Raw genomic sequence first — 25,579 nt, forward strand, 5'->3', positions numbered from 1 at the left:
TTAATGTGTACCCTGTTTTAATTTTCATTTCACTTTTATGCGTCTTATTCCAATTTGAGCCAATACAAGCTTGGGTCGTTTGGGATAGCAATGCGATTGCCGATGGGCAATGGTGGCGAATCCTAACAGGAAACTTTTCACATACCAACTACTCGCATCTTCTGATGAATCTAGCAGGCTTGTGGATCATCTGCTACCTGTTTCAACCGAGTAAAAAACAGCTTGTTGTTGCTTTGCTTGTGATCAGTTTAGTGACTGGCGTCGCTCTGTTGTTTTCAAGTATTCAGATCTACGTTGGCCTATCGGGCACTTTGCATGGGTTGTTTGGCTTATTCGCGCTCAGAGAGGCTTTAAACGGCAGGAAGTCTAGTTGGCTGTTAGTATTCGGATTAGTCGCTAAAATCGCTTGGGAGCAGCTTATTGGCCCTTCTAGCACGACTGGTGAACTGATTAATGCTCGTATCGCGATTGAAGCCCACCTAGCAGGTGCATTGGCCGGAGGCTTCATATCTATCGCTTCATTTCTAACAAGTAGAAAAACGGGTCAAAGTTGAATTCTTTCGCGGTTCTTTTCAACCGTCGCTTCACCTATCCCTTTGACACTCACCAAATCATCAGCAGTAGTAAATGCCCCGTTCTGATCTCTGTAATCGACGATTTCTTTGGCTTTCTTGTCACCCACGCCAACCAATAGTGCTGAAAGTTCTTCTGCCGTCGCGGTATTGATGTTGACCGTAATCTCAATGCCTTCGTAAAGCTCAGCCTTGGTTGGGCTGTCTGCAAACACGGCAGGGCTTAAGAGCATCAGAAATGAAAGAATTAGTGTTGAATATATCGTGCGCATAAATAGTTCCTTTGTTCAAAAAACGTAACTTATGCATTTGCCGCGCTAGATAACACAATCACCAGATAAAAATAAAGCGGATCACCTAAGTGACCCGCTTCGTTATACATCTTATTTTCATCAGCTTGTTTGTTGGCTCACAAATCTGAATTAAAGCCTAACAATCACGTGTTGATTTCAGTAGTAAGCTCTAACTTGAGCTTGCTACTGAGGTAATCAAACGCTTACTGACCTTGACCCACTACGTAGTATTCAACGTCTGCGTTTTTACGAAGTACGTTTAATACGTTAGTCAGGTCTTGCTGGTTACCAACTCGCTCCAACTGTGCACCAATTTGAGTGCTGTAGGCTGGGTTGATCTCAGCCGTTACTTTAGAAAGCTCAACAACAACGATATTACCGTCTTGGTCTTTAGATTGACCGAACACAGCTTGACCTGCTTCTGGTTTCGCTAGAGCGAATACAGATGCCGCTAATGGCGAGTTACGGTCAATCGTTTCAAGTTCAGTGAACTCAAGGTTGTTGTCCGCTAGTACTGCTTCATTGCCTTGCTCAAGTTCGTTCACTAGAGAAACACCTAGCTCAACCGCTTGCTGCTCTGCTTGTACAGCAGACAGTGCAGCGACAACTTGATCTTTCACTTCAGCTAGAGGAAGAACTGTCTCATCACGAGTCTCTTCTACACGAACAACAATTACGTGCTCAGGTGCAACTTCGATAACTTCCGAGTTTAGACCGTCTTCTTTCACTTCAGGGCTCAAGATAGCTTGCATAACTGCAGGCGTCATCAGAACTTCTGGAGCGTCAACTTGAGAGATGAAATCTGTCGTTGTGATCTTCGCGTTGATAGCTTCTGCAGAATCATCTAGAGAATCTGGGAATTCAAACGCTACTTTTTCTAGCTCAGTTTGTTGCTCGTAGAACTGATCAACTGCGTGTTGGTCTAGAAGCTCTGTCTTAATCTCTGCCGCTACTTCAGTGTAAGGCTGAGCTTGAGACGCTTTTAGTTCGTCTAGCTTGATGATGTGGTAGCCGAAATCAGATTTAACTAGGCCAGTAGTATCGCCAATATTCTCAAGAGCGAAAGCCGCGTCTTCGAATGCAGGGTCCATAACATCGCGCTCAATCCAACCTAGGTCACCGCCAACGTCTGCACTACCGAAGTCGTCAGATTTCTCTTCCGCTAGCGTAGCAAAATCAGCGCCTGCATTTAGCTCGTCTAGGATTGCCTGAGCTTTCGCTTCGTCATCGCCTTGAACTAGGATGTGGCTAACTTTACGTTGCTCTTCCGTTGAGTACTTGTCTAGGTGCTCTTGGTAGTATTTCTGTGCTTCTTCATCGCTTACTTCAAGCTGAGACTTAAGCGCTTCAGCAGAAAGCTCAATGTAAGATACCTTAGCTTGCTCTGGACGAGTGTAAGCTGCTGGGTTCTCTTGGTAGTACTGTTCGATTTGCTCGTCAGTTAACTCGATGTCTTTTGCAAGGTCAGCAACAGACAGTGTCACTGTGCGAATGTCACGAGTTTGTGCGATAAGCTTGCTCTGAGTATCGATTTCGCCCTGAAGAACGAATTCACTGCCTTGAAGTGCAGTCACAAGCTGGTTGCGCATAAGGTCACGACGCATGTATTCAGCGAAGCTCTCTGCGCTGAAACCTGCACGACGTAGTGCCGATTGGTAAACTTCTTGGTCGAATTGACCCGCCGTTTGGAACTGAGGCATTTCTAGAATCATGGTACGGATTTGAGAATCACTGATTCGTAGGCCTAGAGACTCAGCTTGCTGCTCAAGCAGTACGTCATTGATCATGCGATCAAGTACTGATTTACGGAAAGACTCTACGTAAGCAGGGTCTGCAAGCATTTGCGCGAAGTAATCGCCAAGTTGAGACTGCATACGATTACGTTCGTTTTGGTAAGCCTGTTCGAACTCACCACGAGCAATTTCTGTGTTGCCAACTTTAGCTGCTGCGTTGTTACCGCCACCGGTGATGTAGCTGCCTACACCTGCGAATACGAATGACAGGATAATCAACCCAAGGATAATTTTTACCGCGATGCTATTCACGCCTTCGCGTAATCGATCCATCATAATTTAAGTGCTCTCCGGATATGAAGCATTGGCTTCAAAATAAAAATCTATTCACGCGATATTATCAGAAAAAGAAATGCGCATCAGTAGGATGCGCATAATTTAAATAAGTTCAATGTGCTTTGTACACATACTGTTTAAGAATGAAACATCATTTTTCAAACAGTAAACGCATTTTACTGCCTTCCCCTCTTAAATGGAGGTTTCAGCAGTGAAAATTAGTTACATGCGTCTTTAAGTGCTTTACCCGCTTTGAAGCCAGGTACTTTAGCTTCTGCGATTTGGATCTCTTCACCAGTTTTTGGGTTACGACCTGTACGAGCAGCACGAGTACGAACACTGAAAGTACCAAAGCCAACAAGTGCAACTTGGTCACCAGATTGTAGCGTTGTGCCAACTGCTTCGATGAATGCGTCTAGAGCGCGGCCAGCTGAAGCTTTAGAGATGTCTGCGTTTTCTGCGATTGATTCTACTAGTTGTGTTTTATTCACTGTTTTTCCCCTATGTGTCATCTGTGACTACTTCTGATGACTGTACGTTCCATTTTGGTTTTAATTTAGCCGCAAGCCTTATTGCAAAAGGGCTGCCGCTTTGATCAATAACTTAGCGTCCAAAAAAAACGCTGACAAGCCTTTTCGGGCCTATCAGCGTAATTCTTTACTTATTTTTGCTATGCATCACTATTTTTTCACGTCAAACTCGACCCCTGACGGATCTCGTTCTAGCGCGACTTTGAGTACTTCATCAATCCACTGAACCGGGATCACCTTCAAGTCAGCGATTACGTTGTCTGGAATCTCTTCCAAATCACGCTCATTGTCTTTAGGGATCAGTACAGTTTTGATGCCGCCACGGTGTGCAGCAAGCAGTTTTTCTTTCAAGCCACCGATAGGTAAAACTTCACCACGAAGGGTAATTTCACCTGTCATACCGACCTCTGCTTTAACCGGGTTACCCGTCAAGCTAGAGACAAGTGCAGTACACATTGCGATACCCGCACTCGGGCCATCTTTCGGTGTAGCACCTTCTGGTACGTGAACGTGAATGTCACGTTTTTCGTAGAAATCTGAGTTGATACCCAGTTTTTCAGCACGAGAACGAACCACTGTCATTGCCGCTTGAATCGACTCTTTCATCACGTCGCCAAGTGAGCCAGTTTGCGTTAGCTTACCTTTGCCCGGCATTGCTTCGGTCTCGATAGTCAGTAGATCACCACCCACTTGAGTCCACGCTAGGCCTGTTACTTGACCGATACGGTTGCTTTCATCCGCTTTACCGAAGTCGTGGCGTTGAACACCTAAGTACTCTTTCAGGTTATCAATGTTAACCGTTACAGACTTAAGATCGCTGTCTAGCAAGATGTTCTTCACTGCTTTACGACAGATCTTTGAGATTTCACGCTCTAGGCTACGTACACCCGCTTCACGCGTGTAGTAACGAATGATCCCGATGATTGCAGAGTCTTCAATCTCAATTTCATGAGGCTTAAGACCGTTGCGTTGAACTTGCTTGTCCAGTAAATGGCTCTTAGCAATGTTCAGCTTCTCATCTTCTGTGTAACCAGATAGACGAATCACTTCCATACGGTCCAGTAGAGGCCCAGGAATGTCCATCGAGTTCGATGTTGCCACGAACATAACATCTGACAGATCGTAATCTACTTCTAGGTAGTGATCGTTAAATGCGTTGTTTTGTTCTGGATCTAGAACTTCTAGAAGTGCTGAAGATGGGTCGCCACGCATATCAGAAGACATCTTATCGATCTCATCTAATAGGAACAGTGGGTTCTTAACACCAACTTTAGACATCTTCTGGATCAGTTTACCCGGAAGTGAACCGATGTACGTACGACGGTGACCACGAATCTCAGCTTCATCACGAACGCCACCAAGTGCCATACGCGTGTACTTACGACCCGTTGCCGCAGCAATCGAACGACCTAGCGAGGTTTTACCTACACCAGGAGGACCAACAAGACAAAGGATTGGGCCTTTTAGCTTGTTGATACGGTTTTGTACTGCCAAGTATTCAAGAATACGTTCTTTAACACGCTCTAAGCCGTAGTGGTCTTCGTTTAAGATCTCTTCCGCTTTCGCTAGATTCTTTTTCACTTTTGAACGCTTAGCCCAAGGAACGCCCACCATCCAATCAATGTAGCTACGTACTACTGTTGCTTCAGCAGACATTGGCGACATCATTTTCAGTTTTTGCAGTTCTTGCTCGGTTTTTTCACGAGCTTCTTGAGGCATCTTAGAGTCTTCGATCTTCTTCTTCAGAGTCTCGAATTCATCAGGAGCGTCGTCCATCTCGCCAAGTTCTTTCTGAATCGCTTTCATTTGCTCATTCAGGTAGTACTCACGCTGAGATTTTTCCATTTGCTTCTTAACGCGGCCACGAATGCGTTTTTCAACTTGCAAGATGTCAATTTCTGACTCCATTTGGCCCATCAAGAATTCCAGACGTTCAGTCACATCTAAGATTTCTAGAACGTGCTGCTTGTCTACCAGTTTAAGTGGCATGTGTGCAGCAATCGTATCAGCAAGGCGAGCTGCCTCATCAATACCGTTCAGAGATGTTAGAACTTCTGGTGGAATCTTTTTGTTCAGCTTAATAAAGCCTTCGAATTGATTGATCGCGCTGCGAACAACCACTTCTTGTTCTTTTTCGTCAAGTTCTGAGGTTACAACGTATTCTGCGTCCGCTAAGAAAAACTCACTTTCTTTGAATTGGTGAATTTTTGCACGCTGCTGACCTTCGACAAGCACTTTAACAGTACCATCAGGGAGCTTTAGTAACTGAAGAATGGTAGCGACAGTTCCTACTTTAAATAGGTCGTCAATTGAAGGCTCATCAGTGTCCGCTTCTTTCTGCGCTACAAGTAGTACTTGTTTGTTAGCTTCCATTGCCGATTCAAGGCAAGTAATCGATTTTTCACGACCAACAAACAATGGAATAACCATGTGTGGGTAAACCACTACATCACGTAGAGGTAGCACGGGGATTTCGATACGCTCGGAACGTTCCAAGTTCATATATTTCTCTCTTCCGCTTTAACTTATAAAGCAGTATATGGGGCTTAAACGACTGGATTCAATGGAAGAATAAAAAAAAGGAGGTAATTGCTTACCTCCTTTTTCAATTTGAGTGACTTGTCTAAAAAAGACCTACTCTGCAACAGCTGCTTGGTTATCTGAGTTGCTGTAAATTAATAGTGGTTCTGACTCACCATTAATTACCGACTCATCAATCACAACCTTGCTTACATCAGTTGAAGATGGCAGTTCGTACATAGTTTCTAGTAGAACACCCTCCAAGATAGAACGTAGACCACGAGCACCTGTTTTACGGTTCATTGCTTTCTTAGCAATGGCACGTAAAGCATCTTCACGGAATTCTAACTCTGTATCCTCAAGCTCAAATAATGCTGCGTACTGTTTTGTAAGTGCATTCTTTGGCTCACATAGGATTTGGATTAGCGCTTCTTCATCAAGCTCTGTCAGTGTTGTTGTCACAGGTAGACGACCAATGAATTCAGGAATTAGACCATACTTCACTAGATCTTCAGGTTCTACTTGAGTGAACAATTCACCGATAGTTTTGGTTTCATCTTTTGAACGCACTTCTGCGCCAAAGCCGATACCTGAACCTGTTTCTACACGCTGTTCAATCACTTTATCTAGGCCTGCAAACGCACCACCACAGATAAATAAGATCTTAGACGTGTCCACTTGCAAGAACTCTTGCTGTGGATGCTTACGACCACCTTGAGGTGGAACTGAAGCTACTGTACCTTCAACAAGTTTTAGTAGAGCTTGCTGTACACCTTCACCAGACACGTCACGCGTGATTGATGGGTTTTCAGCTTTACGAGAAATCTTGTCGATTTCATCGATGTAAACAATGCCGCGTTCCGCTTTCGCTACGTCGTAATCACATTTCTGAAGCAACTTCTGGATGATGTTTTCAACATCTTCGCCCACGTAACCCGCTTCGGTTAGTGTTGTTGCGTCTGCCATTGTGAAAGGAACGTCTAGGAAACGAGCCAATGTTTCAGCCAGTAGTGTTTTACCACTACCAGTAGGACCGATAAGAAGAATGTTACTCTTACCTAGCTCTACGCCTTCAGCTGTCGTATCACCATTACGTAAACGCTTGTAGTGGTTATAAACTGCAACTGCTAGCACTTTCTTCGCGTATTCTTGACCGATTACATAGTCGTCAAGATGCTCACGAATCTCACGCGGCGTTGGCAGCGATTCCGATTCTTTCTTAGGAAGAACATCTTTAATTTCTTCACGAATAATGTCGTTACAAAGATCGACACATTCATCACAAATGTAAACAGAAGGACCTGCGATTAACTTGCGAACTTCGTGTTGGCTTTTGCCACAGAAAGAGCAGTAAAGCAGTTTACCGCTACCACCCTCTTTGCTTTTATCTGTCATTCGCTAACCTCTTAGCCTTAACTCTCTATGCTTGAGTGTATATCAATTTGAATCACTTTGCGTTAAACAATTGCCCTGCAATTATTGACCGCGGTGATTAAGAACTGAATCCACCAAGCCGTATTCTACTGCTTGATCAGCAGACATGAAGTTATCACGATCTGTATCGCGCTCAACAACTTCTAGAGGCTGACCTGTGTGCTCTGCCAATAGTTTGTTTAGCTTTTGTTTGATCGTTAGGATCTCTTGCGCGTGAATTTGAATATCAGACGCTTGGCCTTGGAAACCGCCAAGTGGCTGGTGAATCATTACACGTGAGTTTGGAAGCACGTGACGCTTACCAGGAGTACCACCCGCTAGTAAGAATGCACCCATAGAGCAAGCTTGACCCATACATACTGTGCTCACGTTTGGCTTGATGAACTGCATTGTGTCGTAGATAGACATGCCTGCTGTTACGCTACCGCCAGGTGAGTTGATGTAAAGATAGATATCTTTGTCTGGGTTTTCTGATTCCAAGAAAAGCAGTTGAGCCACGACAAGATTTGCCATGTGGTCTTCCACTTGACCTGTTAAGAAAATGATACGTTCTTTTAATAGACGAGAATAAATATCGTAAGAACGTTCACCACGGGAAGTCTGTTCAACCACCATAGGAACTAGTGCGTCCATAATCGATGGCATTGTATTTTTTTCTTGGTAGCTCATATTCTTATGTCCCTAAAATAAATGGCCCGAATGATTAAATCATACGGACCATTGTTAGCAGAATTGTTGACCGTACGTCAACCTTCTACGTCAGATATTACTATATTAAGCAGGTTGCTGATTCATTAGCTCGTTGAAGCTAACTTCTTTATCAGAAACTTGAGCTTTAGCGATGATTGCATCAATAGCTTGCTCTTCTAGAGCAACGTTGCGCATGTTGTTCATCATTTGCTCGTTTTGCTCGTAGTAAGCAATAACTTCTGTTGGATCTTCGTATGCTGTAGCCATCTCTTCGATGATAGCTTTAACTTTCTCGTCGTCAGCTTTTAGCTCTTCAGTCTTGATTACTTCACCAAGTAGAAGACCTACAACTACGCGACGTTTAGCTTGCTCTTCGAACAGCTCACGTGGAAGTTGGTCAGCAGCTTCAGTGTTGCCACCGAAACGTTGAGCAGCTTGTTGACGTAGAACACCGATCTCTTGATCGATTAGAGCAGAAGGTACGTCGATGTTGTTTTCGTTAACTAGACCGTCGATAGCTTGCTCTTTGATGCGGTTCTTAACAGCTTGCTTAAGCTCACGCTCCATGTTCTTACGAACTTCAGCTTTAAGACCTTCAACGCCGTCAGTTGCGCCGAACTTAGCAACGAATTCTTCGTTTAGTTCTGGAAGTTCACGAGCTTCAACTTTGTTTACTTTGATTGCAAACTTAGCTGCTTTACCTTTTAGGTTTTCAGCGTGGTAATCTTCTGGGAAGTTTACGTCGATTTCGAATTCCATACCTGCTGTTTTACCAACGATACCGTCTTCGAAGCCAGGGATCATGCGACCAGCGCCCATCTCTAGTGGGAAGTTCTCAGCTTTGCCGCCTTCAAACTCTTCACCGTCGATAGAACCAACGAAGTCGATAGTTGCACGAGAACCAGCGTCAGCAGCAGCTTCAACTTCAGTCCAAGTTGCTTGTTGCTTACGTAGAGTTTCGATCATCTCTTCAACGTCAGCTTCTTTAACTTCTACTGCTGGTTTCTCAACAGTGATGTTTTCTAGACCTTTCAGCTCAACTTCTGGGTAAACTTCAAAAGTTGCGTTGAATACTAGGTCAGCGCCTTCGTTGTTTTCAACTGGTGCGAAAGTAGGTGCGCCAGCTGGGTTGATTTTCTCTTTAACGATCGCTTCGATGAAGTGACGTTGCATTACTTCGCCCATCACGTCTTGACGTACTGCTTTGCCGTACATTTTAGCAACCATCTTCATTGGCACTTTGCCTTTACGGAAACCATCGAAACGACGGTTTTTCGCGATGTTGCGTAGTTCAGCTGTAACTGCATCTTCGATGTTAGCAGCAGGAACAGTAATATTAAGACGGCGCTCTAGGCCTTCTAGCGTTTCAACAGTAACTTGCATTATATAAACCTCAAAACTGGCTCAGTAATCTGAGCATATGAGCCGTAACTTAGCTTTAATTCAAAAGCAGACGTTGTTGGCTGCATCCTTGTGTAGTGCTCTATCCGAACACCTAATTTAAAATCGAGCATTGATGTCTGAATTGATTATTCAACCAAACACCAGACTAATCAGCGATATCTTCGTTCTTCACACGTCGATTAAAACGCAATAAAGCTTGTTTTCAGAAACAAGAAAGGTATCTCCGATTAGCCTCAGGACAGAAATTTTAGACGCGACATTCTAGCGATCTGTTTAATCTCTGTCGAGCCGTTCACCTCTGCATGATGATGAATGCTCTAAATTCGTCCAACTAAGTGATACAAAAACGATCAAATCATCACTTAGCACAACAGAAATGGGGACAATAGCGACTTTTTCAAGGGAATCGAGGGCTTTTTTTGCTAAAAACCTTAAAAAGAGATCTTGCTCTTGTTTTACCCCTCAGAGTCGATAACTTTTTCAACAATCCCCGTTACAAACCCTTAACCTACATCCATCTGTTCACTCTCTGCTTTCAGCAAAAACTACCGCTATTTGCTACCATAAACGAGAGAAGACAGGCTTGATTGTTTACCAAAGAAATCAGCGGAGAGCCTTCATGTTTCAAGCTTTTAAAATCCCAATACTGTTAATGGTCACATACAGTTTACTGATGGTGTTTGGCGGTCATTGGGTGTGGAGCACGAGCCATGAAAGTTTGTTAAATGATCATCAATCTAAGCTGGACCGCTTTTCTGTTCATATTTCAAGCCAATTGGATAAGTTCGCGCACATTCCCGAGCTGCTTTCAAAAGACAAAGAGCTGGTCGATGCCCTGCACTCTCCAAGTAACTCTGCGCAAATCGAACTCACTAATCGTTATCTAGAGCACGTAAACTCGGTGATTCAAGCATCCGACACCTACCTACTAGACAGTATCGGCACCACCATTGCAGCCAGTAACTGGAATCAACCGCGTTCTTTTATTCGTCGTAACTTTGCTTTCCGCCCCTACTTTCAAGAAGCGATTATTGGCAATGAAAATCAATATTTTGCGCTAGGTTCAACCTCTGGAAAGCGAGGCTATTATTATTCTTACCCCGTCTCCTATGCCGCCGAGATTATTGGCGTCATTGTCGTAAAGATGGATTTATCGCTGATTGAAGCAAGTTGGAAAGGCAAACAGAGTTTTTTTGTTGCTGACGATAAAGATCAAATTGTATTTATGTCGAGTAACCCTGAGTGGCTGTTCAAAAGCCTTCAGCCGCTAAGCGAAGTACAACACACTCGAATTCAAGAAAGCAGGCAGTATCTCGATACAAAAATAGAAAGCCTGCACTTCTCCGGCGATTTAGACAGTGCCACCAGTCGTATTGAGTCGCCACACAAACTCGTCCAAGAGCAGTTCTTTAGTTCTTCGCGTTTCCTAGCCGAACCAAGACTCACCATACGGGTATTTTCTCCAACCCACTTAGTTTGGTGGGACTTGGTTGCTTACCTTGTTGTTTTGAGCCTAATCTTTGCGATTATTTATCTAACAATGCAGCTCAACCACCATAGACAACAAAGACGAGCACAGATAGACAGGCTGCAATCCGAAGCCAAGCAAAAACTCGAATTTCAAGTGCTTGAACGTACATCGGAGTTACATGTTGAGATCAAACACCGTATCGAAACCGAGCATGTTCTGAGGCAAACCCAAGACGAGCTCATCCAAGCCGCCAAACTAGCAGTGCTAGGGCAGATGTCAGCGAGCATCAGTCACGAACTGAATAACCCGCTTGCCGCGATTCGCAGTTATGCCGACAACGGCCGATTGTTTCTTGCCAAAGAAAAAACCGATCGTGTCGATGACAATCTATCGCGAATCTCGGCACTCACTGATCGTATGGCGAAAATCAGCCACCAGCTTCGCTCGTTCGCCAAAAAATCTACTGCGGAAGAGCTACACACCTTACAAATACTCCCAGTTTTAAATTCATCGAAAGAGCTGATGAAGCCACAACTCAAGAGCGAGCGAGTTAAGGTCAACGAACTCCCTGAGACCTTTGATGCTTGCGTGCTCGCCAACGCCATTCAACTGGAACAGGTGATCATTAACCTGCTGACCAACGCGATTCAGGCGGTGGAACAACAAGATGACAAACAATTAGCTATTCTATTAGAGATTAGAGAGTCCGACCATCAACAAGCCAATACCTTGCTAATTCATGTCGATGATAACGGCCCCGGCTTCACCTCCCCTTCTAGCGGAAACTTTTTTGAACCCTTCCATACCACCAAGAAAAACGGACTTGGACTTGGGCTATCGATTTCTCAACAAATAATCAACGGAATAAATGGCAAGCTCGTTACCGGTAGTAGCCCTCAAGGCGGTGCTCGAATCAGCATAGAGTTGCCCCTTGTTGGACATGAACAGCAAACAAAAACTCAGCAATAACCAGAATACAAAGAAGTAAAGGAATCACTATGTGTCACGTCTATTTCATTGATGATGAATCCGATCTAAGAATGGCGATTGAACAGAGCTTCGAGCTCGCCGACATTGATGCCGAATTCTTTCCCGATGCGGAGTCAGCTCTGCTCGCGATTCAAGAAAACGGCTTACCTCACGTGATCATCACTGATATCTGTTTACCGGGTCTGTCTGGGCATGATCTGCTCAACACCGTGATGCACAAAGACAAAGAGATCCCCGTAATTATGATTACTGGTCACGGCGATATTTCGATGGCCGTTCAAGCAATCCAATACGGCGCCTATGACTTCATCGAAAAACCGTTCGCCAATGAGCGCCTAATCGAAACCACCAAGCGAGCGATAGAAAAACGTCAACTAACCCTCGAGAACCTTGAGTTAAAACGTTCACTCAAGGCCAGCCAAGCGCTTGGCCCAAGGATCATTGGTGACACACAATCAATGACAGAACTGCGGTCTATCATCACTCACGTTGCCGACACCAACGCCGATATTTTGTTATTTGGCGAAACTGGCACAGGCAAAGAATTAGTTGCACGTTCTCTACATGAACAAAGCAGCCGTCGAGAACAAAACTTCGTCGCGGTCAACTGCGGCGCGGTCCCTGAAAACCTGATTGAGAGTGAACTGTACGGCCATGAAAAAGGCGCATTCACTGGCGCAGAAAGCAAGCGAGTGGGTAAATTTGAATTTGCTCAAGGCGGAACTCTATTCTTGGATGAAATTGAGTCCATGCCGATGCAAGCACAAATTCGCCTGTTGCGCGTCTTGCAAGAGCGAGTCATCGAAAGGGTTGGATCTAATGGTTTAGTCCCTCTGGACATTCGAGTGATTGCGGCCACTAAAGTCGACTTAAAGAAAGCCGCTGAAGAAGGCACTTTCCGCCAAGATCTCTATTATCGACTTAACGTTGTGACCTTAGACTTGCCGCCGTTAAGAAGCAGACAAGAAGACATCCCAGCCCTGTTCCATCACTTCTTACTGGTTGCTGCGGCGCGTTATGGCAAGACAGCCCCAGCCCTTCCACAAAAGGAACTGCACGCACTTTTGGCTCATGATTGGCCGGGAAATGTTCGAGAATTACGTAATACTGCAGAGCGTTTTGTACTTTTAGGTAAGCTTTCTCACTTATCAGACAGCGCCACTGAAACTACTCAAGAACTGTCTTTGGCAGAATTGGTATCTGACTTTGAAAAAAACACGTTGAAGCAGGCACTTATTGAATGCAATGGCAGTATAAAAGAGACCATGGAGAGGCTGCAATTACCGAGGAAAACCCTCTACGATAAGATGCAAAAGCACCAGCTAACGAAAGAATCTTATAAGGTAGAACCAAACTAAATTAGATTTGGGAGCAAGATCACCTATACTTATTTCGACAACAGGATGTTATGCAATAAATATAATAAGGAAGTGGTTATGGGTGAGAAAACAAAAGTGCCATCGATTACAGATACTTTCGAGATAGATGGTATTTTTTATGCTGACAATCATGTCGATCTACACACGCCAGAATTAGAGGCAAAACGCGCTTTGTATGAGCAGATAAAGCCTCATTCAAATCGTGGCAGAAATATAGATGAGGAGGTCTAGCGACCTCCTCATTTTTTATGGATTAAATTCCATGTCAGTGAATGACTCAAATAGCTACTTGGTTATGATCTCTGGTCCCATCAAGGTGGTTGGTAACCATGTTGATACCCAAGGTACGTAAGTGACGATAATCAGGAATAAGAACATCACCCCAACCCACGGCAATGCGGCTTTTACCACGTTCATCATCGACATCTTCGCGACACCTGCGGTCACAAACAAATTGAGCCCGACAGGCGGCGTTATCATCCCTATCTCCATGTTCACCACCATCATGATACCTAGGTGAATTGGGTCGATACCGAGCGCAATTGCAATTGGGAATACCAAAGGAGCAACAATGATCAGCAAGCCTGATGGCTCCATGAACTGCCCACCAATCAAGAGTAAAACGTTTACTACAATCAAAAAGGTGATCGGACCCAAGCCCGCAGATAGCATAGACTCAGTGATCATTTGAGGAATGCGTTCTTCGGTCAGTACATGCTTAAGAATCAGAGCATTGGCAATGATAAACAGCAGCATGATCGTCAGCTTGCCTGCATCGTAAAGTGTGTCTTTGGTGTCTTTATGGAAAAACGTTTGGAACACCTTAACCAAAGCAGGCTTTGTATTGTTCTTGTCAGCGAAAGGTCCCATATCTTTATAGATAAAGTTAGCAATAAAGAATGCGTAAACCGCTGCAACAGCCGCCGCTTCTGTTGGTGTAAAAATACCGCCGTAGATACCACCCAGAATGATGACAATCAGCAGCAAGCCCCAGCTCGCATCTTTCGCAGCTGCGAACATCTCGCCCCAGCCCACAAATGGCTGTGCCGGAATCTTCTTAATACGTGCTGCGATGTAGATAGCAATCATCAACATCACACCCGCCAGCAAACCAGGAATAACGCCACCTAAGAACATACGACCTACCGATACATCGGTCGCCGCCGCGTATACCACCATCACGATGGACGGTGGAATCAAGATCCCCAACGTACCTGCGTTACAGATAACCCCTGCCGCGAACTCTTTTGAGTAGCCGTTTTTGATCATACCTGCGATAACGATACTACCGATCGCCACTACCGTTGCAGGAGATGAACCAGAAAGGGCTGCGAACATCATACATGCCACAACCGACGCCATCGCCAAGCCGCCGCGGAACCAACCCACCATCGCGATAGCAAAACGGATAATACGTTTCGCCACGCCACCAGTAGACATGAAGCTAGAGGCCAAAATAAAGAAAGGAATCGCTAAGAGTGTGTAGTGGCCTGCAAATGCATTAAACAGCGTTTGTGCGACTGAAGCTAATGACGCATCTGAGTGCATCAATAAGAATATTACGCTCGATAAACCGAGGGAAATTGCAATTGGTACACCGACCAACATGAAAGCAATTACCATTAAAAATAGAAATAACATTGCCATGATTAGTCTTCCTTACCGTTAGATTTTGTACTCGACTCATTCGCTTTGTTCTGCGGAGTCGAATTCAATACCGCTGTTGCATCTTCGTCAGGGCCCGCTAGCACGTCTGCTTTCAACGCATCCAGCTCTTCTTCGGCTTCGTGTCCTGCAATCATGCGGTCAAGCTTGCCTGTGACGACTTGGTAAGCAACTTGAGCAAAACGGAACGTTAGCATTGCCATACCAATCGGCAGCGCCATATAAGGAATAAAACGTGGCAGTTTCTCGTATCGCTCGCCTTCATTCAGCCAGTCAGCAAGAAACTGAAGCATCTCTGGCATTGGAATATCGTCGGTCTCGTACCATGCGCGATCGGTCGCGAATGGGTACCAATAATTCCAAGAACCGATAAGAAGTAAGATTGAAAATGCTAGGCAGCTTGTCACGGCGATGAGCGCATACACTTTGCGTAGCTTTTCTGGGGCAAGGTTGATGATCACATCAACACCAATGTGGAAGTGTTTTTTAACGCCATAAGATGCGCCCACTAACACCATCCAAGCAAACATGAACACGGTCAGTTCCAGTGCCCATAAGATGTTGTCATTGAATGCGTATCGAAATACCACGTTGGCAAAAGTAAGTAGCGTCATTGCGCCAAGGAAAAATGCGATTAGTGACTCTTCAATCACATCCGTAACTCTTCCGACTTTGGAAAAAAGAGAGGTTTCCAGTGCTGATTCGCTAGAATTTGGTTGTTCCATTTGAGGCTTTTCCATAATTGACTCCGCTTATAATTGTTTTAATAAGGAGTGACGAATACTCGCCACTCCCTTAGCGGTGTTATTGGTTTGAAGCTAACGCTGCATCGATAAGGTCTGAACCGATGTCTTTTTCAAACTTCTTCCATACTGGTTGAAGTGCAGCTACCCATGCTTCACGCTGTTCAGGCGTAAGTGTACGAACCTCACCACCCGCTTCGATGATGTTGTTTTTGTTCGCTAGGTTAACTTTTGAAGATTCTGCGTTACGCGTCTCAGACACTTCTTGAACGATAGTGCCAAGCTGTGTGCGTACATCTTCAGGTAGGTCTTTCCAGAAGTCGTTCGACGTTACTACCAGGTAATCAAGGATACCGTGGTTAGTTTCTGTCACGCCGTCTTGTACTTCAAAGAACTTCTTACCGTAGATGTTTGACCATGTGTTCTCTTGGCCATCGATAACCTTAGTTTGTAGGCCACCGTATACTTCTTTGAAAGACATCTTCTGTGGGTTAGCGCCTAGTTGTTCAAACTGAGCCACCAATACATCCGATGCTTGAACACGGAATTTCAAACCTTTTGCATCTTCAGGGCTGATAAGAGGTTTGTTCGCCGACATCTGTTTCATGCCATTGTGCCAAAACGCAAGACCTTGCAGGCCACGACGCTTCATCGCGTTCTTCAGCTTTTCACCAGATTCTGAGTTTTGGAAACGGTCAACGGCTTCTACGTCTTCAAATAGGAAAGGAAGGTCAAAAATGCGGTATTTCTTAGTGAACTTCTCAAATTTTGACAGCGATGGCGCCGCCATTTGAACATCACCATTTAACAGGGCTTCCAGTACCTTATTATCATCGTAAAGTGTTGAGTTAGGGAAAACTTGCATACAAGCTTTTCCATTCATTTCCCTGTTTACTCGCTCTTCCAGTAAAGAAGCGGCAATGCCTTTCGGGTGCTTATCGGTATTGGTTACATGACTGAATTTAATCACGATTTCACCTGGGTCACAGTTTGCAGCAGCATTAAAACTTGTGAGCGCCAGAGCAGATACAGACAGCAGGGTAAGAGGCTTAAACATTATTATTCTCCTTAGTAAACAAAGCAGCCCTTCAATGGGAACTGCGTGCTTTCACTAAGGCAATTAGCGCGCCATATTGACACAATTCATTAACAGGCCCTTAACCGCAAGGCTTCATCAGATCTGCCTGCAGTTGTCGCTAACTCGCTACAAAAATTAATGGGTGGAAAATGACACATAGAATATTTGTAAATGGGTGGGAGTTGACCAAAGCATCAGTGATAAATGAGGTCTGACCAAAAGCCCCTTTCACGATGATGCCTTGAAGTAATTTCAACCTATCCTGTAGAGTGCTGCACAACTTAGTCAGATTTACTGATCCACTACTTACCAAGAGTTGCTACCCATGAGTCAGATCTACCATCACCCAGTACAGATTTACTACGAAGATACCGATCACTCAGGTGTGGTTTATCACCCTAACTTTCTTAAATACTTTGAGCGTGCGCGCGAGCATGTGTTGGGCAGCGATAAACTGGCAGAGTTGTGGAATGAACATGGACTGGGGTTTGCGGTGTATAAAGCCAATATGACCTTTCAAGACGGCGTTGAGTTCGCAGAGATCTGCGATATCCGAACCTCTTTTGAGCTCGATGGCAAATACAAAACCTTATGGCGACAAGAGGTATGGCGTAAAGATGCAACCAAACCTGCCGTGATTGGTGATATCGAGATGGTTTGCCTAGATAAAGACAAACAACTTCAGCCTGTACCCGCTGAAGTATTACAAGCGATGCTTGGAGAGTCGAGCTAACTTTATTTTATCCACATAGACGTAAAGAGATGAGACGACGAAAAGGTTCTCATCTCTATCTGCATGGGGAGCAAATTCCCGCCAAGCGTCACCGCAAAGCGATACTGTTCATCCAGCCGCCCTAAGCAACACTGCCAATCTGTGGAACTATCGTCTTGTTGAGCAGAATCCAAATTCAACCCAATCCCGCTATGTAGCCTGATTTCGCGATACAAGCCTGATTGAAAGCCTGACGAACTGAGTTCCACTACTTGCTTGGTCAAAAATGTTCGCTTGGTCAAATTAGAGAAATCGAACGAGAAGCTTCGCAACGATGTGGCTAGCCCCTTGCCTGTCGCTTTGATATACGACTCCTTCAGCGCCCAAAGATCGAAAAAACGCTCTCTCTGCAGACTTTTCTTTGGACGTTCTTATCTAAACTAGATAGACGATCAAGACTTCTGCATACGCTTTTTCAAGCGCGCTAAATCAATTGCACTTGAGCGTACAGTAAGCTTGATGCATTCGTAGTCGTATTCTTCCTTCACCACACTCATGTTTGAGCGAATCTCACCGATAATGCCTTGTCCAGAATAAGGAATCGTGATCTCTTCTTCGATCATGCCTTGTTCAGCCACACCCACAATGTACTTGTGTAGTTTAGTGATATCGAGCGGGTCACGAGTCGAGGTCAGCATTGCATCTGGGAATTCTTCAATCAGCTCTAACTGTTCTTCTTCGCTCAATCTATCGCACTTGTTCAGTACCAATAGTTTTTCGCTGCCTTCAACGCCCACTTGCGCTAATACTTCGTGTACCACATCAAGCTGTGCGCGGAATGAAACATCAGAAGCATCAACCACATAAAGCAGTAATGAAGCATCATGCGCTTCTGCTAGTGTTGAGTGGAATGAAGCAACCAGATCGTGTGGCAGTTTCTTGATGAAACCCACCGTATCTGACACTAAGATACGCGGCTGAGTGATCGGCTGAAGTGCACGAACCGTGGTATCTAAGGTCGCGAATAGCTTATCTTCACCGCTCACTTCGGTTGCGGTCATAGCGCGCATCATCGAAGATTTACCCGCGTTGGTGTAGCCAACCAGAGCAACAGTGAAAAGCTCCGAACGCTGAGTGCGTCGGTTCTTCATTTCGTCTTGTACGCTAACCAGCTCACGCTTAAGTGCAGCAATTTGGTCACGTACTTTACGGCGGTCTAGCTCTAGTGAAGTTTCACCTGCACCCTGACCCATTTGACGCTCTTTATCACCGTCGGCCGTCTCACGCAGTCGAGGCACTAGGTAGTTTAGGCGAGCGATTTCAACTTGCAGACGTGCGGTACGAGTACGAGCATGACGGCTGAAGATCTCAATGATGATACCAGTACGGTCAAACACCTCGACACCCAAGTGAGCTTCTACATTACGCAGTTGAGATGGGCTCAAATCACAGTCGAATACCACTACGTCAGCAGTACCAAACTCCACGTCTTCAGATGGAAGATCATCAAAATCTAACTCATCGATACCAGCACGAAAATCAAAAGACTCATCGATAAAATCTTCATCTTCGGCTTCTTCAATCGAACCTTGGTAACCGGTTAAGTGTGCAATTTCTGCAAGCTTACCTGCGCCCAACACGTTTTGTCGTTGTGTTGAACTGTGGTGCTGTGATTGTGTACCGACCACTTTAAACCCTAGGGTTGTTACTAAGCGAGCAAGTTCGGCAAGAGACTCTTTTGCTTCGTCACCTTTGAAGTCCGGTGTCGTAATAGAAATAAGTAAAGCGTTACTAGCTGAGGGTTTTGCTGTTAGTTTCATGTATTCTTCTGTTTATGCACTAATGTGCAACCTAGTATTTGGTCTAAAGTAGCGCGATCCTACGCTGTTCTCGGTCAGCTTTATAGAGCTAACGGAGGCTAATTAGCGATATTATTGCAGTTAATCCATTTATCTCGTTTATCCCTCTGTTTTCGTGAGGAAATAAAACAGGCTAAAACAACAAAAAAGACAGCATCACGTTACTTATTAGTAATTAGTGATACTGCCTTTGCTAAAGCTTAGACTCTCATTGAGCTACTGTCTCAAAAACTAAAAATCAATTCTCGCTTCAGTCTGAGCATCAAAGAATACCGCCTTTGATAAGTCAAAATGCAGCGGCGCCATTTGCCCAACTGACACTTCAAATTCTGGCGACAAGCGACATGCCACTTCTTGGTCGTTCACTTTCACCATCGCAATCGTATCTGGCCCTGTTGGTTCTAGCACTTCTAACTGCAAGTCTAGCTTGGTCGTTGCCGACACATCTTCACTTTCCTGCTCGGTAATATGTTCAGGGCGCAGGCCAATCACCACTTCTTTGCCATCTTGCTCACGCATGCTTTGTGGTAATCGAATGTGGTGCTCTTGCTCAGCTGTACCCGTTACTTTGATGATCGGATTCTGCTCATCATCCAAATCCACCATGGTCTTAATGAAGTTCATAGATGGTGAACCCATAAAGCCCGCCACGAACATGTTATTTGGCTTGGTGTAGATCTCTTGCGGCGTACCGAGTTGCTGCAGTTCACCATCTTTCATCACCGCAATACGGTCAGCCAAGGTCATCGCCTCGATTTGGTCATGGGTCACGTAGACAATGGTGGTGTTCAGCTTTTGGTGCAGACGTTTGATCTGGTGTCGCATCTCGACACGTAGCTTGGCATCCAAGTTAGAAAGCGGCTCATCGAACAGATACAGCTTAGGACGACGCGCCAAAGCGCGCCCCATAGCGACACGTTGACGCTGACCACCAGATAGCTGCGATGGTTTACGATCAAGCAGTTGTTCGATTTGTAGCATTTCAGCGACGCGATTCACTTCTGCGTCGATTTCGTCTTGTGGCATCTTGCGGATCTTCAAGCCGAAGGCGATATTGCCGCGTACCGTCATGTTTGGGTAAAGTGCGTACGACTGGAATACCATCGCGATGTCGCGGTCTTTAGGTTCAACCTGGGCCACGTCAACACCATCAATCACGATTTCACCCGAGCTAATATTTTCTAGCCCAGCAATGGTGTTCATTAGGGTGGATTTTCCACACCCCGAAGGGCCGACAAGTATCAAGAACTCCCCCGAATCGATACTGATGTCGATGCCCTTTAACGTTTCGTTGTCCGCGTTGCGATAGGTTTTACGGATCTGTTTTAAATCTAATGTTGCCATGGGTAATTATCCTTTTACTGATCCTGCCGTTAGGCCACGAACAAAATATTTTCCTGCGAAGACATACACCAACAGCGTTGGCAGCGCGGCGATGATCGCGGCAGCCATATCAACGTTGTATTCTTTAACGCCCGTGCTGGTGTTGACTAAGTTATTTAATGCTACGGTGATTGGCTGAGTCTCTGAGCCGGAATACACCACCCCGAACAAGAAATCGTTCCAGATTGCGGTGAACTGCCAGATCACCGTCACCATGATGATAGGCGTAGAGATCGGTAATAAGATCTTGAAGAAAATGGTAAAGAAGCCTGCACCATCCAGTTTTGCTGCTTTGATCAATTCATCCGGAATCGAGATGTAGAAGTTACGGAAAAACAGAGTTGTAAACGCCATACCGTAGATAACGTGCACAATCACCAAGCCGATGGTTGTGTTCGCTAGCCCCATCTTGCCGAGCATGGTTGCCATTGGTAGTAGCACCACTTGGAACGGAATGAAGCAACCAAACAACAGTAAGCTGAAGAACAGATTCGAGCCTCGGAATTGCCATTTCGTCACTACATAACCATTGAATGCTCCGAGCAATGTTGAGATTGCGACCGCAGGAATCACCATTTGGAATGAGTTCCAAAAGTAACCTTTGATGCCTTCACATTTTACGCCCGTACAAGCGGTATCCCACGCTTTATACCAAGCATCAAACACCCACTCTTTCGGCAAACTCATCAAGTTACCCGCCTTAATGTCTGGCAAAGTTTTGAATGAGGTCAGCGCCATGACAAACAATGGCATTAGATACACCAAGCAGAAGAAAAGCAGTGTTGAATAAATAAAGATTCGAGCAAAATTGATGTTATTCATCATGACTTTTTCTCCCTAAGTTCAGAGTAAAGATAAGGCACGAGAATCGCTAAGATACCAGCAAGCATCATCATGGCACTGGCAGCACCAAGGCCGATTTGTCCACGCGTAAATGAGTGTGCGTACATGAATAGCGCAGGAAGATCCGATGAATAACCTGGGCCACCCGCTGTCATCGCGGTCACAAGGTCGAAACTCTTAATCGCAATGTGTGAGGTGATGATCACCGCGCTGAAAACCACAGGGCGCAAGCAAGGTAGAATGATTTTCAGATAAATAGTGGGTAAGCTTGCCCCATCAATTTGAGCGGCTTTGATGATTGAAGAATCAATGCCACGAAGGCCGGCTAAGAACATCGCCATCACGAAGCCTGACGACTGCCAAAGTGCTGCGATAACCAAGGTATAGACCGACATTTCAGAGTCGACTAACCAATCGAATTTGAAGTCGGTAAAGCCCCAATCTTGCATCAGTTTTTCAATGCCAAGACCCGGATTGAGAATCCATTTCCAAGCGGTACCCGTCACGATGAATGACAAGGCCATTGGGTATAAATAAATGGTACGAATCGCGCCTTCTTGACGGATGTTCTGGTCAAGCAATACCGCCAAACCCACACCCAACAAGATAGCAATCGCCATGAACAGAAAACCAAACACACCGAGGTTGGTGATTGAGGTGATCCAGCGATCGTTGTCCATCAGCTTTTCATATTGAGCTAAACCAACAAAGTTGAAGCTCGGTAAAAATCGAGAATTCGTAAACGACAGCGCCGCCGTCCAGAATATATAGCCGTAGATACACACCACGGTCACTAACGCGGTCGGCGCCAGTACAATCTTGGGTAACCAATGTTGCAACCTGTCAGCAAAGCTAGGCTTGGGCGCAGGCTGGCTCCTTGTGGGTTTTGGAGTCGACTCAGTCAAAACATGCTCCATAACTTATCCTTGTTGCACAATCGAGCCAATGGCTTACCTTTCGGCACCACATCAGCATCACGCATATCAGAATTGGGAGTGAAGAGTAGATAGGCTCCCTACGAGCCTACCCACCCTGGGGGTTTGGTAAAGCAACACAACCCGTCACTCACGTGCGTTGTGTGTCGCTTATCAAGTTATATTAGATAGCCGCTTTCACAGCTTTCGCTAACTTAGCCGCCGCTTGTTTTGGATCGGCATCTTTTTCGTTGAAGAAGTTGGTTACCACGTCGTAAATCGCGCCTTGAGCGTAGCTTGTTGTCGCTAGGCCGTGAGCCATACTCGGAACAAGATCGCCAGATTTCGCACTCGCTTTGAAGGTTGCCATTGAATCCAACGCACATTGGTCGAACTTAGACATGTCCATATCTAGACGTACAGGGATAGAACCCTTGTTAAGGTTGAAGACTTCTTGGAAATCTTTGGTAAGAATGGTTTTCGCTAGGTCTTGCTGCGCTTTTTGGTTCTCTTTGTCACTCAGCTCAAAGAACGCAAAGCTATCGATGTTGAAAGTGAATTGGCCATCAGTGCCCGGTGCTGGTGCACAGATGTAATCTTTACCCGGTACTTTGCCTGCCGCAGTAAATTCACCTTTCGCCCAGTCACCCATGATCTGCATTGCCGCTTCGCCATTGATAACCATCGAAGTTGCTACGTTCCAATCACGACCCGGAGAGTTGCTGTCGATGTAATCACGCATCTTTTTGAACTTGGTGAATACTTCCACCATTTTGTCACCAGACAACACGTCCATATCCAGGTCAACGAACGCTTTGTTGTAGTCTTCACTGCCTAGCACATCAAGTGCCACCGCTTCGAATACCGTCGCGTCTTGCCAAGGTTGACCACCGTGAGCCAGTGGAATGAAGCCAGCCGCTTTAATCTTGTCTGCAGCAACGAAGAACTCATCTAACGTAGTTGGAACCGTCACGCCTGATTTTTCTAAAACAACAGGGTTCGCCCATAGCCAGTTAACACGGTGAACGTTGACAGGAACCGCCACATATTCGCCGTCCCACTTCATGACTTTGGTTACCACCTCTGGCAGTAACTCATCCCATTGTTCTTGTTTAGCAGTCGCATCGAGAGACGTTAGAAAACCTAAACCACCCCACTCTTGAATATCATGACCTTTAATCTGTGCCGCAGATGGAGGATTGCCCGATACTGCTCGAGTTTTCAAAACAGTCATCGCACTTTCACCGCCGCCACCAGCAACAGCAAAATCTTTCCAAGTATGGCCTTGATCTTCAATCATCTCTTTCAGTACCGCTGCGGATTTCGCTTCGCCACCGGCAGTCCACCAGTGAAGCACTTCCACTTCACCAGCTTGAGAAAATGTTGAGGCAGCAAGAAGAGATAGAGTAAGTAGGGTTTTATTGATTTTCATTATTATCTTCCATGTTTTAGCGGACTCGACGTCCGGTTCAATACAGAGTCTACTTATTCTGATTTGTAAGATTGAAACAAAAGGTAAGCTCAATGTAACACAATTGTTACATTAAACTTCTAGGCCGCGTGGAATATAGACTTTAGCTTCTAAGCCGCCTTGAGGGGAGTTACGAATAATGAGATCTCCGCCGTGTCCGTGTAGGATGTTTCGACAGATTCCAAGCCCTAAACCGTGTCCTTGGTCGTCAGTGGCGAGCCTGAAGTAAGGTTCAAAAACTAACTCTAGCTTGTCTTCTGGAATACCGAGACCACGGTCTTGAATGGTCACGACCACCCAAAGATCATCACCGCTGATTTCAACAACTGCTGAGGAACCATACTTAACCGCGTTGTCGATTAAGTTGGTGAGTACACGCTTTATCGCCAGTGGTTTAGCGACCAATGGCTCAATGACGACCGGCTCGAACTCAACCTTTGTCTGATACTGGTTATGAGATTCAATCACTGCAAGTACCATTTCGTTGAGGTCAATAATGGCATTATTCTCGTGTAGATCGGTGTCTCTTACCGCTTGCAAAGCACCTTTAACCATCATCTCAAGCTCATCGAGATCTTTGTTGAATTTGTCTTTCTTTACTTCACTCTCCAACAACTCTGCACGCAATCTAAGCCGTGTTATTGGTGTCTTTAAATCATGTGAGATTGCAGAGAAAAGGTGCTCACGGTCGGCAACATAGCGACGAATCCGTTGCTGCATTCGATTAAACGCTCGGGTCGCCGTCACCAGCTCAGTAGCCCCCTCTTCGTTAAGTGGCGGCTGCTGAATATCCATACTCATCTCATTGGCCGCTCTTGCTAATTTTTTAAGAGGGCGTACTTGCCGACGAATCATCAAGTAAGTCAAAACCAAAAGAATGAGGGTCGAGGAAACTAAGAAGATCACCTGTTCTCTGCCGAGAATCGTATCGTCGAGTTTGACGTAAGGCGCAGGCAACAACGCGGCGATATACACCCATTCATGACTGGCTAATTCTATCTGAACAACCAGAATAGGAGGGTTAAGAGGTTCTAAGGTTAAAGTATGATGTGCCCACGATCGTGGGAGATCGCTCAAGTAGATGTCATTTTTAAGCAAACGAAGATGTTCAGGGCGAGAGAAATCAACCCGCACTGATTCGACTTTATTGAGCTTGCTACTCAAAACACTTTCTATCGCTTCAATCGAGGCGGTTTTTAAACGGGTATCAGGGATCGGTTCGACAATCAACGCCTCTTTATTGAAAGAAACGAAGAAGCGCGTACCGCCCATATTACGGATTTGATCCAACACGATATGGCGATATTTAACGGGCAGAGACTGGAAGAAAGTCACCGTCGAGGCAAACATATTGGCCATGCTTGAAGAGGCAGAACGAATCCCCTCCAGTTCTTTGTGTTTGGATTCGCTATACCAAATAGACGTTGCGATACCTTGAGCTATCACCACAGCTAACAAGGTCAGTAACAATGTTCTGGCAACCAAAGAGTTTGGCTTTAACCGACTCAACCCGTTCATAGGAAATACTTCATTGCCGAGGTGCTCATTAACATCACTTG

General features: G+C 45.3%; 21 protein-coding genes and 2 pseudogenes. 5 read left to right on the top strand and 18 right to left on the bottom strand.

All coding sequences use genetic code 11. From position 1 onward, the window contains the following. Nucleotides 1–5 precede the first annotated feature (5 nt). Complete coding sequence (gene rrtA, locus AB4583_RS16970; protein ID WP_372118460.1) at nucleotides 6–554, top strand: rhombosortase; 549 nt, start codon at nucleotides 6–8, stop codon at nucleotides 552–554. Here rrtA and AB4583_RS16975 read toward each other — a convergent pair. The 8 genes and pseudogenes from AB4583_RS16975 to AB4583_RS17010 form a co-directional block, all read right to left on the bottom strand. After that, nucleotides 545–844 carry a helix-hairpin-helix domain-containing protein gene (locus tag AB4583_RS16975; RefSeq protein ID WP_017060617.1) on the bottom strand — a complete coding sequence of 100 codons (300 nt, stop codon included), beginning with the start codon at nucleotides 842–844 and terminating at the stop codon, nucleotides 545–547. The two genes, rrtA and AB4583_RS16975, sit on opposite strands and share 10 nt — an antisense overlap. A 224-nt stretch (nucleotides 845–1,068) precedes the next feature. Continuing rightward, nucleotides 1,069–2,934: a peptidylprolyl isomerase gene (ppiD, locus tag AB4583_RS16980; protein WP_017060618.1), complete on the bottom strand. Its 1,866-nt coding sequence runs from the start codon at nucleotides 2,932–2,934 to the stop codon at nucleotides 1,069–1,071. Between the two features lie 218 nt (nucleotides 2,935–3,152). Next, nucleotides 3,153–3,446 (bottom strand): HU family DNA-binding protein, encoded by a 294-nt coding sequence (locus AB4583_RS16985; protein ID WP_012604504.1) that lies wholly within the window; start codon nucleotides 3,444–3,446, stop codon nucleotides 3,153–3,155. 168 nt (nucleotides 3,447–3,614) lie between these two features. Further along, nucleotides 3,615–5,966 (bottom strand): endopeptidase La, encoded by a 2,352-nt coding sequence (gene lon, locus AB4583_RS16990; protein WP_017060619.1) that lies wholly within the window; start codon nucleotides 5,964–5,966, stop codon nucleotides 3,615–3,617. Nucleotides 5,967–6,098: 132 nt separating this feature from the next. Next, on the bottom strand, nucleotides 6,099–7,379 hold the full coding sequence (gene clpX / locus AB4583_RS16995; RefSeq protein ID WP_009847283.1) for an ATP-dependent protease ATP-binding subunit ClpX: 1,281 nt from the start codon (nucleotides 7,377–7,379) through the stop codon (nucleotides 6,099–6,101). An 81-nt stretch (nucleotides 7,380–7,460) separates the two neighbouring features. Continuing rightward, nucleotides 7,461–8,087 (bottom strand): ATP-dependent Clp endopeptidase proteolytic subunit ClpP, encoded by a 627-nt coding sequence (clpP, locus tag AB4583_RS17000; RefSeq protein ID WP_004736080.1) that lies wholly within the window; start codon nucleotides 8,085–8,087, stop codon nucleotides 7,461–7,463. Nucleotides 8,088–8,192: 105 nt separating this feature from the next. Continuing rightward, nucleotides 8,193–9,491 (bottom strand): trigger factor, encoded by a 1,299-nt coding sequence (gene tig / locus AB4583_RS17005; RefSeq protein ID WP_017060621.1) that lies wholly within the window; start codon nucleotides 9,489–9,491, stop codon nucleotides 8,193–8,195. A gap of 294 nt (nucleotides 9,492–9,785) precedes the next feature. Then, a pseudogene (locus AB4583_RS17010) lies at nucleotides 9,786–9,968 on the bottom strand (hypothetical protein); the annotation flags it as partial. Between the two features lie 163 nt (nucleotides 9,969–10,131). Between AB4583_RS17010 and AB4583_RS17015 the strand changes: the two are divergent. The 3 genes from AB4583_RS17015 (at nucleotide 10,132) to AB4583_RS17025 (ending at nucleotide 13,583) form a co-directional block, all read left to right on the top strand. Continuing rightward, nucleotides 10,132–11,952 carry an ATP-binding protein gene (locus AB4583_RS17015; protein WP_372118465.1) on the top strand — a complete coding sequence of 607 codons (1,821 nt, stop codon included), beginning with the start codon at nucleotides 10,132–10,134 and terminating at the stop codon, nucleotides 11,950–11,952. 29 nt (nucleotides 11,953–11,981) lie between these two features. Further along, on the top strand, nucleotides 11,982–13,331 hold the full coding sequence (locus AB4583_RS17020; RefSeq protein ID WP_019824789.1) for a sigma-54 dependent transcriptional regulator: 1,350 nt from the start codon (nucleotides 11,982–11,984) through the stop codon (nucleotides 13,329–13,331). Between the two features lie 78 nt (nucleotides 13,332–13,409). After that, nucleotides 13,410–13,583 carry a hypothetical protein gene (locus AB4583_RS17025; protein WP_017060624.1) on the top strand — a complete coding sequence of 58 codons (174 nt, stop codon included), beginning with the start codon at nucleotides 13,410–13,412 and terminating at the stop codon, nucleotides 13,581–13,583. Between the two features lie 54 nt (nucleotides 13,584–13,637). Here the strand turns inward: AB4583_RS17025 and AB4583_RS17030 are convergent, their stop codons facing one another. The 3 genes from AB4583_RS17030 to AB4583_RS17040 form a co-directional block, all read right to left on the bottom strand. After that, nucleotides 13,638–14,999 carry a TRAP transporter large permease gene (locus AB4583_RS17030; RefSeq protein WP_017060625.1) on the bottom strand — a complete coding sequence of 454 codons (1,362 nt, stop codon included), beginning with the start codon at nucleotides 14,997–14,999 and terminating at the stop codon, nucleotides 13,638–13,640. Nucleotides 15,000–15,001: 2 nt separating this feature from the next. Then, the gene (locus tag AB4583_RS17035; protein ID WP_029235189.1) at nucleotides 15,002–15,757 is read right to left on the bottom strand and encodes a TRAP transporter small permease; all 756 of its coding nucleotides are present in this window, start codon (nucleotides 15,755–15,757) and stop codon (nucleotides 15,002–15,004) included. 64 nt (nucleotides 15,758–15,821) lie between these two features. Next, a complete protein-coding gene (locus AB4583_RS17040; protein WP_372118470.1) occupies nucleotides 15,822–16,817 on the bottom strand; it encodes a TRAP transporter substrate-binding protein in 996 nt (331 codons plus the stop codon). Between the two features lie 346 nt (nucleotides 16,818–17,163). On the opposite strand from AB4583_RS17040, the gene AB4583_RS17045 reads away from it, so the two are divergent. Beyond that, on the top strand, nucleotides 17,164–17,571 hold the full coding sequence (locus tag AB4583_RS17045) for a thioesterase family protein (protein ID WP_136979270.1): 408 nt from the start codon (nucleotides 17,164–17,166) through the stop codon (nucleotides 17,569–17,571). A 2-nt stretch (nucleotides 17,572–17,573) separates the two neighbouring features. Here AB4583_RS17045 and AB4583_RS17050 read toward each other — a convergent pair. From AB4583_RS17050 to AB4583_RS17080, 7 genes and pseudogenes are all read right to left on the bottom strand, one after another. After that, nucleotides 17,574–17,969 (bottom strand): annotated as a pseudogene (locus AB4583_RS17050) (4'-phosphopantetheinyl transferase superfamily protein); the annotation flags it as partial. A gap of 33 nt (nucleotides 17,970–18,002) precedes the next feature. Beyond that, nucleotides 18,003–19,370 (bottom strand): GTPase HflX, encoded by a 1,368-nt coding sequence (hflX, locus tag AB4583_RS17055; RefSeq protein ID WP_017071725.1) that lies wholly within the window; start codon nucleotides 19,368–19,370, stop codon nucleotides 18,003–18,005. Between the two features lie 270 nt (nucleotides 19,371–19,640). Beyond that, the gene (locus AB4583_RS17060; protein WP_017066148.1) at nucleotides 19,641–20,753 is read right to left on the bottom strand and encodes an ABC transporter ATP-binding protein; all 1,113 of its coding nucleotides are present in this window, start codon (nucleotides 20,751–20,753) and stop codon (nucleotides 19,641–19,643) included. A 6-nt stretch (nucleotides 20,754–20,759) separates the two neighbouring features. Then, nucleotides 20,760–21,617, bottom strand: a complete 858-nt coding sequence (locus AB4583_RS17065) for a carbohydrate ABC transporter permease (RefSeq protein WP_371963563.1) — start codon at nucleotides 21,615–21,617, stop codon at nucleotides 20,760–20,762. Then, on the bottom strand, nucleotides 21,614–22,552 hold the full coding sequence (locus AB4583_RS17070; RefSeq protein ID WP_017060634.1) for a carbohydrate ABC transporter permease: 939 nt from the start codon (nucleotides 22,550–22,552) through the stop codon (nucleotides 21,614–21,616). Before AB4583_RS17070 ends, AB4583_RS17065 begins: the two co-directional genes overlap by 4 nt. Before the next feature lie 181 nt (nucleotides 22,553–22,733). Continuing rightward, nucleotides 22,734–23,981 (bottom strand): ABC transporter substrate-binding protein, encoded by a 1,248-nt coding sequence (locus tag AB4583_RS17075; RefSeq protein ID WP_372118477.1) that lies wholly within the window; start codon nucleotides 23,979–23,981, stop codon nucleotides 22,734–22,736. Between the two features lie 111 nt (nucleotides 23,982–24,092). Further along, nucleotides 24,093–25,538, bottom strand: a complete 1,446-nt coding sequence (locus AB4583_RS17080) for an ATP-binding protein (protein WP_017068960.1) — start codon at nucleotides 25,536–25,538, stop codon at nucleotides 24,093–24,095. Between the last annotated feature and the right edge of the window lie 41 nt (nucleotides 25,539–25,579).

The organism is Vibrio sp. 10N.222.49.C12 (assembly GCF_041475025.1).
GTDB classification, from domain to species: Bacteria; Pseudomonadota; Gammaproteobacteria; order Enterobacterales; family Vibrionaceae; genus Vibrio; species Vibrio crassostreae_C.

What these genes read in the sequence shown, in the direction of transcription:
- AB4583_RS16975 (WP_017060617.1), bottom strand. Translation starts at nt 844, where the DNA reads ATGCGCACGATATATTCAACACTAATTCTTTCATTTCTGATGCTCTTA.
- ppiD (WP_017060618.1), bottom strand. Translation starts at nt 2,934, where the DNA reads ATGATGGATCGATTACGCGAAGGCGTGAATAGCATCGCGGTAAAAATT.
- AB4583_RS16985 (WP_012604504.1), bottom strand. Translation starts at nt 3,446, where the DNA reads ATGACACATAGGGGAAAAACAGTGAATAAAACACAACTAGTAGAATCA.
- lon (WP_017060619.1), bottom strand. Translation starts at nt 5,966, where the DNA reads ATGAACTTGGAACGTTCCGAGCGTATCGAAATCCCCGTGCTACCTCTA.
- clpX (WP_009847283.1), bottom strand. Translation starts at nt 7,379, where the DNA reads ATGACAGATAAAAGCAAAGAGGGTGGTAGCGGTAAACTGCTTTACTGC.
- clpP (WP_004736080.1), bottom strand. Translation starts at nt 8,087, where the DNA reads ATGAGCTACCAAGAAAAAAATACAATGCCATCGATTATGGACGCACTA.
- tig (WP_017060621.1), bottom strand. Translation starts at nt 9,491, where the DNA reads ATGCAAGTTACTGTTGAAACGCTAGAAGGCCTAGAGCGCCGTCTTAAT.
- AB4583_RS17015 (WP_372118465.1), top strand. Translation starts at nt 10,132, where the DNA reads ATGTTTCAAGCTTTTAAAATCCCAATACTGTTAATGGTCACATACAGT.
- AB4583_RS17020 (WP_019824789.1), top strand. Translation starts at nt 11,982, where the DNA reads ATGTGTCACGTCTATTTCATTGATGATGAATCCGATCTAAGAATGGCG.
- AB4583_RS17025 (WP_017060624.1), top strand. Translation starts at nt 13,410, where the DNA reads ATGGGTGAGAAAACAAAAGTGCCATCGATTACAGATACTTTCGAGATA.
- AB4583_RS17030 (WP_017060625.1), bottom strand. Translation starts at nt 14,999, where the DNA reads ATGGCAATGTTATTTCTATTTTTAATGGTAATTGCTTTCATGTTGGTC.
- AB4583_RS17035 (WP_029235189.1), bottom strand. Translation starts at nt 15,757, where the DNA reads ATGGAAAAGCCTCAAATGGAACAACCAAATTCTAGCGAATCAGCACTG.
- AB4583_RS17040 (WP_372118470.1), bottom strand. Translation starts at nt 16,817, where the DNA reads ATGTTTAAGCCTCTTACCCTGCTGTCTGTATCTGCTCTGGCGCTCACA.
- AB4583_RS17045 (WP_136979270.1), top strand. Translation starts at nt 17,164, where the DNA reads ATGAGTCAGATCTACCATCACCCAGTACAGATTTACTACGAAGATACC.
- hflX (WP_017071725.1), bottom strand. Translation starts at nt 19,370, where the DNA reads ATGAAACTAACAGCAAAACCCTCAGCTAGTAACGCTTTACTTATTTCT.
- AB4583_RS17060 (WP_017066148.1), bottom strand. Translation starts at nt 20,753, where the DNA reads ATGGCAACATTAGATTTAAAACAGATCCGTAAAACCTATCGCAACGCG.
- AB4583_RS17065 (WP_371963563.1), bottom strand. Translation starts at nt 21,617, where the DNA reads ATGATGAATAACATCAATTTTGCTCGAATCTTTATTTATTCAACACTG.
- AB4583_RS17070 (WP_017060634.1), bottom strand. Translation starts at nt 22,552, where the DNA reads ATGGAGCATGTTTTGACTGAGTCGACTCCAAAACCCACAAGGAGCCAG.
- AB4583_RS17075 (WP_372118477.1), bottom strand. Translation starts at nt 23,981, where the DNA reads ATGAAAATCAATAAAACCCTACTTACTCTATCTCTTCTTGCTGCCTCA.
- AB4583_RS17080 (WP_017068960.1), bottom strand. Translation starts at nt 25,538, where the DNA reads ATGAACGGGTTGAGTCGGTTAAAGCCAAACTCTTTGGTTGCCAGAACA.